General features: G+C 64.7%; 9 protein-coding genes. 7 read left to right on the top strand and 2 right to left on the bottom strand.

The window, feature by feature from the left end:
• Positions 1-70 precede the first annotated feature (70 nt).
• Complete coding sequence (carB, locus tag ACNI3R_RS06330) at positions 71-3,403, bottom strand: carbamoyl-phosphate synthase large subunit (protein ID WP_426180899.1); 3,333 nt, start codon at positions 3,401-3,403, stop codon at positions 71-73.
• Positions 3,403-4,581, bottom strand: coding sequence for a glutamine-hydrolyzing carbamoyl-phosphate synthase small subunit (carA, locus tag ACNI3R_RS06325; protein ID WP_426180897.1), 1,179 nt, complete (start codon positions 4,579-4,581; stop codon positions 3,403-3,405). Before carA ends, carB begins: the two co-directional genes overlap by 1 nt.
• A gap of 137 nt (positions 4,582-4,718) precedes the next feature.
• Between carA and ACNI3R_RS06320 the strand changes: the two genes are divergently transcribed.
• From ACNI3R_RS06320 to ACNI3R_RS06290, 7 genes are all read left to right on the top strand, one after another.
• Positions 4,719-5,174, top strand: a complete 456-nt coding sequence (locus tag ACNI3R_RS06320; RefSeq protein WP_426180895.1) for a GatB/YqeY domain-containing protein — start codon at positions 4,719-4,721, stop codon at positions 5,172-5,174.
• Positions 5,175-5,230: 56 nt separating this feature from the next.
• Entirely contained in the window at positions 5,231-7,090 is a 1,860-nt protein-coding gene (gene dnaG / locus ACNI3R_RS06315) for a DNA primase (protein ID WP_426180893.1), read from the top strand.
• 50 nt (positions 7,091-7,140) lie between these two features.
• Positions 7,141-9,165, top strand: coding sequence for an RNA polymerase sigma factor RpoD (rpoD, locus tag ACNI3R_RS06310; RefSeq protein WP_426180891.1), 2,025 nt, complete (start codon positions 7,141-7,143; stop codon positions 9,163-9,165).
• A gap of 269 nt (positions 9,166-9,434) precedes the next feature.
• On the top strand, positions 9,435-11,663 hold the full coding sequence (locus tag ACNI3R_RS06305) for a TonB-dependent receptor (RefSeq protein WP_426180889.1): 2,229 nt from the start codon (positions 9,435-9,437) through the stop codon (positions 11,661-11,663).
• Positions 11,664-11,801: 138 nt separating this feature from the next.
• Positions 11,802-12,464, top strand: coding sequence for a PepSY-associated TM helix domain-containing protein (locus ACNI3R_RS06300; protein WP_426180887.1), 663 nt, complete (start codon positions 11,802-11,804; stop codon positions 12,462-12,464).
• 9 nt (positions 12,465-12,473) lie between these two features.
• Entirely contained in the window at positions 12,474-12,956 is a 483-nt protein-coding gene (locus tag ACNI3R_RS06295; protein WP_426180885.1) for a DUF2271 domain-containing protein, read from the top strand.
• A gap of 11 nt (positions 12,957-12,967) precedes the next feature.
• Positions 12,968-13,843: a DUF4198 domain-containing protein gene (locus ACNI3R_RS06290; protein WP_426180883.1), complete on the top strand. Its 876-nt coding sequence runs from the start codon at positions 12,968-12,970 to the stop codon at positions 13,841-13,843.
• Positions 13,844-13,886: the final 43 nt, after the last annotated feature.

Here is a 13,886-nt window from a genome sequence, read left to right as displayed (position 1 = left end):
CCTTCATCAAAATATCGCCGCCGGACGACCCCGGTCGGGCCGCCCGCACTGAACTCCACCGCTGCAGGGATCAGGCGTGCGAAGCGGAATAATAGGATTGAAGTGATCGCACTTCAAGCTTGCGCTCCCGCAATGCGCCAATTGCCTCTGCCGCCGCGACGCTGGCCGCCGCCGTGGTGAAGTAGGGCACGCGCCCGTAGAGCGCCGAAGTCCTGATCGCCTTCGAGTCCAGCAGCGACTGCCAGCCCTCGGTGGTGTTGAAGATCAGGTCGACGTCGCGATCGACGATCCGGTCGACGATGTTCGGCCGTCCCTCGCGCATCTTGAGGACGGTCTCGATCGAAAGGCCCTCGTCGCTGAGGAACTTGGCAGTTCCCCCCGTGGCGAGGATGGTGAAGCCCATCTCGATCAGCTTCCGCACCGCCGGCAGGATATGCTTCTTGTCGCTGTCCTTGACCGATACGAAAGCCGTTCCGGCGAGCGGCAATTTGGTGCCAGCGCCAAGCTGAGCCTTGGCAAAAGCTGTCCCGAAATCGCTATCGATTCCCATGACTTCGCCAGTCGACTTCATTTCCGGACTGAGCACCGGATCGACACCGGGGAAGCGGGCGAAGGGGAAGACGGCTTCCTTCACGGCAATATGGCCGACATCGAGATTGATCGTCGGCAGCGTAGCGAGCTTTTCGCCCGCCATGACGCGCGCGGCGATCTTGGCGATGGGCTGGCCGATCGCCTTGGCGACGAACGGCACCGTGCGGCTGGCGCGCGGGTTGACCTCGATCAGATAGACCGCACCGTCCTTGACTGCGAACTGGACGTTCATCAGTCCACGCACGTGCAGCGCCCGTGCGAGCGCATCGGTCTGGCGGCGGATTTCGTCGATGATGTCCTGCGCCAGATTATAGGGCGGCAGGGTGCAGGCGCTGTCGCCCGAATGGACCCCGGCTTCCTCAATATGCTGAAGCACGCCCGCAACGACGACATCGTCCCCGTCGCAGATCGCGTCGACGTCGACCTCGACCGCATCGCGCAGATATTGATCGATCAAAACCGGTGAATCACCAGACACTTGTACCGCAGTCGTGATATACTGTTCGAGCTGCGCGGGATCCTCGACGATCTCCATCGCGCGCCCGCCGAGCACATAGGACGGACGCATCAGGACCGGGTAGCCAACCCGCTCGGCGACCACGAGGGCCTCCTCGCGGCTGCGCGCGATGCCGTTGCGCGGCTGCCGCAGGCCGAGATCGGAGACCAGCGCCGCGAAACGCTCGCGATCCTCGGCAAGGTCGATCGCATCGGGGCTGGTGCCGAGGATCGGGATGCCCGCATCCTCCAGTTCCTGCGCCAGCTTGAGCGGGGTCTGCCCGCCGAACTGGACGATTACGCCCTTGAGCGTGCCACGCGACTGCTCGACATGGAGGATTTCGAGCACGTCCTCGGCCGTCAGCGGCTCGAAATAGAGGCGGTCCGACGTGTCATAGTCGGTCGAGACCGTCTCGGGATTGCAGTTGACCATGATCGTCTCATAGCCCGCCTCTTCCAGCGCGAAGCAGGCGTGGCAGCAGCAATAGTCGAACTCGATCCCCTGCCCGATCCGGTTCGGACCGCCGCCCAGAATCACGATCTTCTCACGATCGGTCGGCTGGCTCTCGCACTCGGGCTCGCCGAAGCTCGGCGCCTCATAAGTCGAGTACATATAGGGCGTCTTGGCTTCGAATTCGGCCGCGCAGGTGTCGATCCGCTTGTAGACCGGACGCACGCCCAGCTTGTGGCGATGCGCGCGCACTTCCTTCTCGGTGATGCCGCCGGTCAGTGCCTTTGCGACATCATGGACGATGCCCGATCCACGCGCCTGCTCGCGCGCCATGCCCGCCAGATTGGCCGACTGCAGCGCCAGCCAGGCGAGCCGCTTGTCGGAGAAGCCCATCGACTTGAGGCGGCGCATGCCGGCCGCGTCCTGCGGCAGGCCGTTGCGGCACACTTCCTGTTCGGCGGCGACGATCTCGGCCAGACGCTCGATGAACCAGGGTTCGAACTTGGCGATGCGGTGGATCTCGTCGACGGTAAAACCTTCACGCAGCGCCTGGGCAGCAACCAGAAGGCGGTCCGGAGTCGGCCGCGCCAGTTCCTCGGCAATCACCGACTTGGGCGCGCCCTTGAGCTGATCGACGATGTTGAAGCCCGACAGACCGGTTTCGAGGCCGCGCAAGGCCTTCTGCATCGACTCATGGATATTGCGGCCGATCGCCATCGTCTCGCCGACCGATTTCATCGCGGTCGAGAGCAGCGGCTCGGCGCCCTTGAACTTCTCGAAGGCGAAGCGCGGGATCTTGGTGACGACATAGTCGATCGTCGGTTCGAACGAAGCCGGGGTCGCCCCGGTGATGTCGTTCATGATCTCGTCGAGCGTGTAGCCGACCGCCAGCTTGGCGGCGACTTTGGCGATCGGGAAACCCGTCGCCTTCGACGCGAGCGCCGAGGAGCGCGACACGCGGGGGTTCATCTCGATCACGACGAGGCGACCGTCGGCGGGGTTGACCGCGAACTGGACGTTGGAACCGCCCGTCTCGACACCGATCTCACGCAGCACCGCCAGCGAGGCGTTGCGCATGATCTGATATTCCTTGTCGGTGAGCGTCAGCGCCGGAGCGACCGTGATCGAGTCGCCGGTATGGACCCCCATCGGATCGACATTCTCGATCGAGCAGACGATGATGGCGTTGTCGTTGCGATCCCGCACGACCTCCATCTCATACTCCTTCCAGCCCAGGACCGATTCCTCGATCAGGACTTCGGTGGTCGGCGAGGCGTCGAGGCCGCCGGTGACGATCTTGACGAATTCGTCCTTGTTATAGGCGATGCCGCCGCCGGTGCCGCCCATGGTGAAGCTCGGGCGGATGATCGTCGGCAGGCCGACATAATCGAGAATGCGGAGCGCCTCCTCGAGCGTATGCGCGACGTCCGAGCGCGGGCTCTCGAGCCCGATCTTGTCCATCGCCTGGCGGAACTTCATGCGGTCCTCGGCCTTGTCGATGGCCTCGGCGTCTGCCCCGATCATCTGGCAGCCATATTTTTCGAGCGTGCCGTCATTGAACAGCGCGAGAGCCGTGTTGAGCGCGGTCTGTCCGCCCATCGTCGGCAGGACCGCGTCGGGCCGCTCCTTCTCGATGATCTTGGCGACGATCTCGGGCGTGATGGGCTCGACATAGGTCGCATCCGCCATGTCCGGATCGGTCATGATCGTGGCCGGATTGGAGTTGACCAATATGATGCGATAGCCTTCCTCGCGGAGCGCCTTGCATGCCTGGGTGCCCGAATAGTCGAACTCGCAGGCCTGGCCGATGACGATCGGCCCGGCGCCGATGATCAGGATCGATTTGATGTCGGTACGCTTGGGCATCAGGCGCTCTTCTTCAACTGACCGACGAACTGCTGGAACAGATAATGGCTGTCCTGCGGGCCGGGGCTTGCTTCGGGATGGTACTGGACGCTGAACGCCGGCTTGTCGGTCAGGCGAAGACCGGCAAGGCTGCCGTCGAACAGAGAGACATGGGTCGGCTCGACATTGACCGGGAGGCTTTCGGTGTCGACCGCGAAGCCATGGTTCATCGAGGTGATCTCGACGCGGCCGTCGTCGTTGCGCTTGACCGGATGATTGGCGCCGCGATGCCCCTGATGCATCTTGTAGGTGCGCGCGCCCACGGCGAGGCCAAGCATCTGATGCCCCAGGCAGATACCGAACAGCGGCTTGCCGGTTTCGAGCAGCTGACGGATCACGGGCACCGCATATTCGCCGGTGGCGGCGGGATCGCCGGGACCGTTGGAAAGGAACACCCCGTCCGGCTCGTGCGACATCACCTCTTCGAAACTGGCGGTCGCCGGAACCACTGTCACCCGCGCGCCGGCCGCGACCAGGTTGCGCAGGATGTTGCGCTTCAGGCCGAAGTCGATCGCGACGACGTGCGGCGCGTCGGCGGCGGCCGCATCGACCGCATAGCCCTCCCTGATCGCCCACAGGCCGTCATTCCACGTGTAGGTCTGGGTGGTCGCGACCTGCTTCGCGAGGTCCATGCCTTCCAGCCCCGGCCAGGCGCGTGCCTTGGCGATCAGCGCATCGATGTCGAAGCGACCCTCGGCATTGTGGGCAATCACACCATTGGGGGCGCCCTGGATGCGGATCAGCCGGGTCAGGGCGCGGGTATCGACGCCGGAGATGCCGATCCGCCCGTTCTGGCGCAGCCAGCTGTCGAGGTGCTGCGTGGCTCGGAAATTGGCCTGCCCGGTGACATCCTCCCGAACGATCATGCCCAGGGCGTGGGGGTTGGTCGCTTCGACATCCTCGGCATTGGTGCCGACATTGCCGATATGCGGGAAGGTGAAGGTGATGATCTGCCCGGCATAGGAGGGATCGGTCATCACCTCCTGATAGCCGGTCATCGCGGTGTTGAAGCAGACTTCACCGACGGCATCGCCCTCGGCGCCGAAGCCCCTGCCCCATATGACGGTGCCATCGCCCAATACTAGGACGCCCGTGGCTCCCTCGGGGGGTATCGGACGCGCGTGATCGGGCTGGGCCACTAGGGCTCTCCTTTGGGCTTGGGTCGGCGGGCAAACGGCGGCGTAACTAGGGGCCCCACACCACAGGGTCAATTCTATTAAAATAACTTTCTCTGTGCTAGGCGACCTCCTTTCCGGAACCAGCTTTGGTGCACCCCATGATTCGAGACGATATCAAGGCGGCTCTCGTCGTCGCCATGAAGGCGCGCGACACGACCACGACGGCGGCAATCCGCCTGATCCAGTCGACCATCAAGAACCGCGACATCGAGCTGCGGACCGCTGCCACCCTTCCCGATGACGATCTGCTGATCACCGAAGTGCTGCAGAAGATGATCAAGCAGCGCCGCGAATCCATCGAGATGTACGAGAAGGGCAACCGTCCGGAACTCGCCGCCGCCGAAGCGGCCGAGGTCGAGGTGATCGAGCGCTTCCTGCCGCGCCAGATGAGCGAGGACGAGGCCCGCGCCGCGATCGACGCGCTAGCGGCCGAACTCGACGCATCCTCGGTCAAGGACATGGGCCGCGTGATGGCCGCGCTGAAGGAGCGCTTCGCCGGCCAGATGGACATGGGCAAGGCAAGCGGCCTCGTGAAGGCCCGGTTGGCGGGGTGATAGCGCCGGCAGAGGGCGCTCGCCGCCCTGCCCTGTCGAAGCCGGTCTGACCGACCATGTCGCTTTCGCCGCAATTTCTCGACGAACTGCGCGGTCGGGTCACGCTGTCGACGCTGATCGGGCGCTCGGTAAAGCTCGTCAAGGCGGGGCGCGAGTATAAGGCCTGCTGCCCATTTCATGACGAGAAGAGCCCGAGCTTCTACGTCAACGACGACAAGGGCTTCTACCACTGTTTCGGCTGCGGCGCGCATGGCGACGCGATCCGATTCCTGACCGAGGCCAAGGGCCTCAGCTTCATCGATGCGGTCAAGGAACTCGCCGGGAGTGCGGGCATGGAGGTGCCCGCGCCCGATCCGCGCGCCGCCCAGCGCAACGAGCGGCAGGCGGGTCTCCACGACGTCATGCAGGCCGCCGCCAACTGGTTCGAGGAGCAGTTGGGCGGCATCGACGGGACCGCCGCACGCACCTATCTTGAGCGCCGCGGGATCAGTGCATCGCTCGCCAAGGCGTTTGGCATGGGCTTCGCGCCCGACACTCGCGGACGCCTGAGGGCCGCTCTCAAGAGCTTCGGCGACGAGCAACTTATCGAATGCGGCATGCTGATCTCGGTCGAGGGCAAGGAGCCCTATGACCGCTTTCGCGGCCGGCTTATGATTCCGATCCGCGACGCGCGCGGCCGGGTCATCGCCTTTGGCGGGCGCATATTGGACCAGGGCGAGCCCAAATATCTGAACTCTCCGGACACCCCCCTGTTCGACAAGGGCCGGACGCTGTTCAATATCGACCGGGCCGGCGGCGCGGCGCGCAAGGCCGGGCGCGTGATCGCCGTCGAGGGCTATATGGATGTCATCGCCCTGGCCAAGGCCGGGATCGACGAAGCGGTCGCGCCGCTCGGGACCGCGCTGACCGAAATGCAGCTCGAACGGCTGTGGCGGATGGCCGAAACACCGATTCTCTGTTTCGACGGAGACAAGGCCGGACAGAAGGCCGCCGTACGTGCGGCGCACCGCGCGCTGCCGATGGTCGTGCCGGGGCGCACTCTGCGCTTCGCGCTGCTGCCCGGCGGACAGGACCCCGACGACCTCGTCAAGGCGGGCGGCGCGCGCGCGGTCGAACAGCTGCTCGGCGAGACGATCAGCCTCGACGAACTGGTCTGGCGCGCCGAACTCGATGCCCAACCGCTCGACACCCCCGAGGCGAAGGCCGGCCTGAGGAAGCGCCTCGGCGATCTGGCGGCCACGATCCAGGACCGCGATGTCCGCGAGCAATATCAGGCCGAGTTTCGCCGCCGCTTCGACGAACGCTTCGCGCCCGCCCGGCGCCAGTTCGGTCGCCCCTTCCAGCCCCGGCAGCAGCGCCGGTCGGGACAGCCCTGGAAACCGGAAGTCCTGCCGCCATCGGATGCCGCCCGAGCCATCGCTCGCGCCGGCCTCAATCGCGGCGTGATCCGGGCCGCGATGGCCGGTCTGCTGCGATATCCGGAGGTGATGGCGGAAAAGATCGAGACGGTAGCCGCCTTGCCCCTCGACGATCCCAAGCTCGACGCTCTGCGCGCAGCGGCCTTCGATGCCAGCTTTTCGGAGGGCGTTCTTGAAAAGGATCGACTCGAAACCATATTGGTCGAAGCGGGTCTTGGGGCGGTGATCGAGGAGCTCAAGGCTACGAACACTCTTGCCTTTTCCTTTTTACGCGGCAATGCCGAGTATAATCGTGCCGTGCAAAACCTGTCGGCCATGATCGACGCCCTTGCGGCCATCCCGATGCTGGATACCGCGCTGCGCGAGGCGACCGACAGGTTTAGCATAGAGACGAGCGAGGCGCAGTGGTCGGAGCAGCAGAGGCTGCGCGAGGCACTCGCCGAAGCCCGACGCGTTCTAACCGATCTCGCCCAAGGCGAGGACGGCGAGGACGCTTAACCTATTTATGGCCGGGTATCCGGTCTGTATCGAACGAGGGCTGGTCTTAGATGGCGAAGACGAACGGGAGCGATGGTGGCGATCGGATCGACGGCGACGCCCCGCTCATCGACCTCAACGAGGGCTCGATCAAGAAGCTGATCGCGCGCGCCAAGCGCAAGGGCTACATCACCTATGAGCAGCTCAACGAGGCGCTGCCGCAGGATCAGATGACCTCCGACCAGCTCGAGGACGTGATGTCGGCCCTCAACGAGATGGGCGTCAACATCGTCGAGAATGAGGATGCCGGCGAAGACGAGCAGCCGGAAGAGGATAATATCGACGAGGCTGCCGCGTCCGAGGAAGGCGATACCGGCCCGGCCCTCACCTCGACCGCCAAGAAGGAAACGGTCGACCGTACCGATGACCCGGTGCGCATGTATCTGCGCGAAATGGGGGCAGTCGAGCTGCTGAGCCGCGAGGGTGAAATCGCCATCGCGAAGCGGATCGAGGCCGGCCGCGACACGATGATCCTCGGCCTGTGCGAAAGCCCGATCACCTTCAACGCGATCATCGACTGGTCGAACGCGCTCAACGAAGGCACGATGCAGCTGCGCGAGATCCTCGATCTCGACGCCATGCTGTCGAAGGGCCCGACCGCCGAGCAGGTCGAGAACGAAGAAGCCGACGGTGAGATTTCCGCCGAGACGACCGGACCGACCTTCAAGGAAGAGGACGAGCCCGAGGAAGAGCAGGCGAGCGACGAAGACGAGGAGTCGATGACCGAGCGTCGCACTCCTCGGCCGGCGGAAGAAGAGGACGAGGACAACACCCTCAGCCTCGCGCAGATGGAAGAGCAGCTCAAGCCAATGGCGCTCGAGCGGTTCGCGGCCATCACCGATCTCTACAAGACCTTCTCGCAGGTGCAGGAAGCCCGCGTCGCCGCGCTCAGCGTCGGCGACGATTTCCCGGCGGCGGAGGAAGAGCGCTACCAGTCGCTGCGCGAGCAGCTGACCGCCGAGGTCGAGAGCGTCCAGTTCCACGGCGCCAAGATCGAATATCTGGTCGACCAGCTTTACTCATTCAACCGTCGCCTGACGACGCTGGGCGGGCAGATGCTGCGCCTGGCCGAGCGCCACAAGGTGCCCCGCCGCGACTTCCTCGAATCCTACATCAACCATGAGCTCGAGGATGGCTGGCTCGAGCGCGTCGCCAGGATCGACAAGAAGTGGGCGGCCTTCGCGGGCCAGGAAGCCGGTGCGGTAGAGCGTATCCGCAATGAGATTTCCGAGATCGCGCAGTCGACCGGCATGGCGCTGAGCGAGTTCCGCCGCATCGTCAACATGGTCCAGAAGGGCGAGCGCGAGGCGCGCATCGCCAAGAAGGAAATGGTCGAGGCGAACCTGCGGCTCGTGATCTCGATCGCCAAGAAATATACCAACCGCGGCCTGCAGTTTCTGGATCTCATCCAGGAGGGCAATATCGGCCTGATGAAGGCCGTCGATAAGTTCGAATATCGCCGTGGCTACAAATTCTCGACCTATGCGACCTGGTGGATCCGGCAGGCGATCACCCGCTCGATCGCCGATCAGGCGCGGACCATCCGCATCCCGGTCCATATGATCGAAACGATCAACAAGCTGGTCCGCACGAGCCGTCAGATCCTCCACGAGATCGGCCGCGAGCCGACCCCGGAGGAGCTGGCCGAGCGTCTGTCGATGCCGCTCGAGAAGGTCCGCAAGGTGATGAAGATCGCCAAGGAGCCGATCAGCCTCGAAACCCCGATCGGCGACGAGGAAGACAGCCATCTCGGCGACTTCATCGAGGACAAGAATGCGATCATCCCGGTGGACGCCGCGATCCAGGCGAACCTCAAGGAAACGGTGACCCGCGTTCTCGCCAGCCTGACCCCGCGCGAAGAACGCGTGCTGCGCATGCGCTTCGGCATCGGCATGAACACCGATCACACGCTCGAAGAGGTCGGCCAGCAATTCTCGGTCACCCGCGAACGTATCCGCCAGATCGAGGCGAAGGCGCTGCGCAAGCTCAAGCATCCGAGCCGCAGCCGCAAGATGCGCAGCTTCCTCGACCAGTAAGCGAAGCCGCCAGCAACCAAACCGGACAGCCCCGGCTCCGACAGGAGACCGGGGCTTTTCTTTGCCATGGCCCACCTGACGAGCCTGGTAGCGCCTTCCCCCTGTGCTTTCGCGGCAACGCCCCGCCCAATAATCGCGTCGCTGACGCCGATGTCAGCGCCATCCGTTGACGGCGGCCACCCGGCTGATAGCGCTGCCTCAAACATAAAGTCCGCAGAGAGGGCGTGGGCCAGCAAAAGGGGTTTGCCACCATGTCTACCGATCGTTCGATGTCCATTCGGCTCGCACTGCTCGCCAGCGCGATGCTTCTCCCCTCGCTCTCCTCGCAGGCCTCTGCACAAGCGGCCGCCGATGAAGGCGCGGACAGCGCCGAGATCGTCGTCACGGCCACCCGCCGCGCAGAGAATATCAAGGACGTGCCCGTCGCGGTGACCGCGATCGGCGGCGAAAAGCTCGCGGTGATCAACTCCAGCGGCCTCGACATCCGCTTCCTGTCGGCCCGCACGCCGAGCCTGCAGATCGAAAGTTCGTTCGGACGCACCTTCCCGCGCTTCTACATCCGCGGTCTCGGCAACACCGATTTCGACCCCAACGCCGCCCAGCCGGTCTCGGTGGTCTATGACGACGTCGCGCTCGAAAACCCGATGCTCAAGAGCTTCCCGGTGTTCGACCTGGCCAGCGTCGAAGTGTTGCGCGGCCCGCAGGGCACATTGTTCGGCCGCAACACCCCGGCCGGCGTGGTCAAGCTCAATTCGGCCAAGCCGAGCGACACGTTCGGCGGTTACGGCAGCATCAGCTGGGGCACGTACAACACCGTCAATGCCGAGGCCGCGATCACCGGCCCCATCGGCGAAGGCCTCAACTTCCGCGCTTCGGGGCTGCTGCAGCGCCGCGACGACTGGGTCACCAACACCGCCTCCCCGACCCTCGCCGACCGTAAGCTCGAAGGCTATCGCGACCTCGCCGGCCGTTTCCAGCTGGGCTATGAATCGGGCGGGTTCAGCGCCCTCTTCAACGTCCATGGGCGCGATCTGGACGGCACGCCGCGCGTCTTCCGCGCCGGCCTTTTCCAGCAGGGCAGCAATCGCTTCTCGGCAGGCTTCAAGAAGGACCGGGTTTCGCTGGACGGCCTGACCAGCCAGGATCTCAAGCAATTCGGCGCCAATGCCCGGTTGGAATGGGCGATCGACGGCGTCGGCACGCTGTTCTCGACCACCGCCTATGAGAAGGCCAATGTCGAGAGCACCGGCGATATCGATGGCGCCGCGACCTATGGCTTCCCGGCGCTCGGCCTGGGCGTGGCGCTGTTCCCGGTGAACACCGGGGGGCGCACCAAGCCCAAGGAATTCAGCCAGGAACTGCGCTTCGCCAGCGAGGATCTGGGCGGTTTCCGCTATCAGGTCGGCGCTTATTATTTCGACCAGAATCTCGACTATAGCGAATATGCCTATGACGGCACCGGCACGCGCGTCAGCAATATCCTGCACGACAACAAGAACCGGAATATCGGCCTGTTCGCCTCGGGCGAATATAAGGCGAGCGACGCCCTCACCCTGCGCGCCGGCATCCGCTACTCGCACGACAAGAAGCGCGACACGATCGCGCTCGATCCAGCGCTCGCGGCGTCCAGCGTCGCGTCGCAGTTGATCGCGGTTTCCCTGCCGCTGACCAACCGGGTAAAGGCGAGCAATGTCAGTTGGGACGCCAGCGCGACCTATGCGATCACCCCCGACATCAACGCCTATGCCCGTTTCGCCACGGGCTATCTCGGCCCGGCTATCCAGGATCGCGTAACCTTCTTCAGCACGCCCTCGATCGCGCGCAAGCAGACGACGATCTCGGGCGAAGCCGGTTTCAAGGGCGCGCTGGCCGGCGGGCTCTTCACCTTCGACATCGACGGCTATTGGTACCGTACCAAGGACCTGCAGCTGACGGCGGTCGGTGGTGCGGTCAATTCGGCGCGGTTGCTGAACGCCGACAAGGCGGTCGGCTACGGCCTGGAGACGACGCTGGAATTGCGGCCGAGCAGCCAGTTTGTGCTGACTGCCGGCGGCAGCTGGAACTTCACCGAGATTCGCGACAAGTCCATCGCCGTCGCGCCCTGCGGATCGCTGTGCACCGTCACCGATCCGCTCAACGCCGGGGGGCTTGCCATCATCGACGGCAATGATCTGCCACAAGCGCCGCGCTACGTCGCCAACGTGACCGCACGCTATTCGATCCCGGTCAGCGGTGGCGAAATCTATGCCTATACCGACTGGGCCTATCGCAGCCGGGTTAACTACTTCCTCTACGAAGCGCTCGAATTCCGAGGGCGGTCGCTGCTCGAGGGCGGCCTGCGCGTGGGGTACAAGGCGGATGCGCAGTGGGAAGTCGCGGCCTTCGCGCGAAACATCACCAACCAGATCCGCAGCGTCAGCGCGATCGACTTCAACAATCTGACCGGCATGATCAACGAACCGCGCATCATTGGCGTCGAGTTGCGCAAGAGCTTCTGAATCTCATGGCGCCGCCGCCGAACTGGTCGCGGCGCCATATTTCAGAATTGAAATTAATGCGACTGGTTCGCATTAGCTATTGCACTGCCGAATCGATCGGGCTAGCCGGATTCGGTGAACAGTCCAGTCGACATTCCCATGAACGCTCCCAAAGCGCGTCCTGAACCGAAGCCACGCCCGGCATCCAAGCCTTGGTATCGCTCGCGTGGCTGGTGGCTGAAGCAGTTCCACAACTGGCACTGGATGAGTGCGGCGGTGTCGCTGATCGGCATGCTGTTGTTCGCAGCGACCGGTTTCACCTTGAACCACGCCGCCACGATCAGCGCTTCGCCGACCACCAGCACGCTCTCGGGCCAGTTGCCCGCGCCCCTGCTGTCGAGCCTCGCCCGACCGGCGCGCGCCGACGCTCCCCTCCCCGCCCGCGTCGCATCCTTCATCGACGATCGGCTGAATCTCGACCCGAGCGGGAAACCCGCCGAATGGTCGGACGGCGAGGTCTATGTCGCTCTTCCCCGTCCGGGCGGCGACGCCTGGGTCAGCATCGACACGACGACCGGCGCGATCAGCGGAGAGCTGACCGACCGCGGCTGGATCAGCTGGGCGAACGACCTGCACAAGGGCCGCAACGCCGGCGGCGTGTGGAGCTGGTTCATCGACATCTTCGCCATCGCCTGCGTCCTGTTCACGCTGACCGGCCTGATGCTCCTCTACATGCACGCCAAGCCGCGCCGTTCGACCTGGCCCCTCGTCGGCCTGGGCCTGATCGCGCCGCTCCTGATCATCCTGTTCTTCGTTCATTGAGGATACGCCATGCGCGCCACGCCCCTGCTTCTGCTCGGCTCCACCATCGCAGCCCCGGCCTTTGCCGCCGGAACGGTCACCGTCTCGGTGCCGCAGCTCAAGGTCGCCGAATATCACAGGCCCTATGTCGCCATCTGGCTCGAACCGGTCGGTGGCGGCCCCATCCGCACTTTGTCGCTCTGGTATCAGGTCAAGAAGAACAGCGGCGAGCCCGGCACCAAATGGCTGTCGGACCTGCGCGCCTGGTGGCGCAAGGGCGGCAAAAGCATGACCATGCCCGCCGACGGCGTCAGCGGCGCCACCCGCGCACCCGGCAATTACACGGTCGCGATACCCGATGACGTCCGCCCCGGCAGCTACACGCTCAACGTCGAGGCAGCCCGCGAAACGGGCGGGCGCGAACTGGTGACGCTGCCGATCACCCTGCCCGCCAAGCCCGCCCGCGCATCCGGCAAGACCGAGCTCGGCGCCGTCACCCTCGCCGCCCGCTGAAAGGACCGACCATGCGTAACACGACCCGCTTCCTGACCGCAGCCCTTCTGGTCGCGCTGCCGTCACTCGCTTCGGCGCACCGGCAATGGATGGTCCCGAACGCGACCGTCTTTTCGGGGACGAACAATTGGGTAACGGTAGATGCTGCTGCATCGAACGACCTGTTCTTCGCCGATCATCAGCCCATGCGCCTTGAGGGCGTCAAGGCCTGGGCGCCCGATGGCTCCGAGGCAAAGATCGAGAACGCGGCGACGGGCCGCTATCGCTCGGTGTTCGACGTCAAGCTCGATAAGCCGGGCACGTGGAAGATCGGCACCTATACCAACAGCGTGACCGGCAGCTTCAAGATCGATGGCGAGGAAGTCCGCGTCGGAGGACGGCCTCGGGGTCCCGGTGCCGGTGGCCCAGGAATGCCCGCAGCACCGGGCGCAGCACCGCAACGGCCTCCGGTCCAGTCGGTCGATGACATCCCGGCCAATGCGACGGACGTCAAGCTGACGCAGATGATCGCCCGCAACGAGATCTACGTTACCGCCAATCAGCCGAGCGACGCCATCTTCAAGCCCAGCGGGGCTGGCATCGAGTTTCAGCCGATCACCCATCCCGACGAACTGGTCGTCGGCGAGCCGGCGAGCTTCCGCTTCCTGATCGACGGAAAGCCGGCCGCCGGCCTCAAGCTCAGCGTGGTTCCGGGCGGCAAGCGTTATCGCAACGACGATGGCGCGCGCGAGATCGTCACCGGCGCAGACGGGGTCGCGAAGGTCGACTGGCCCGAGCCGGGCATGTACTGGATCAACGCAACGGCGACCGACGACAAGCCCACCGCCCCCCGCGCGACGAGCCGCCGCTTGTCCTACACCACCACCGTCGAGGTGCTGCTGCCCTGAGCCTGCGCATCGCCCTGCCCGCCCGGATCGACAGCGACGCCCT

This window comes from Rhizorhabdus antheiae (genome assembly GCF_049889055.1).
Taxonomy (GTDB): Bacteria; Pseudomonadota; Alphaproteobacteria; order Sphingomonadales; family Sphingomonadaceae; genus Rhizorhabdus.
This window is presented reverse-complemented; position numbering and strand designations above follow the sequence as displayed.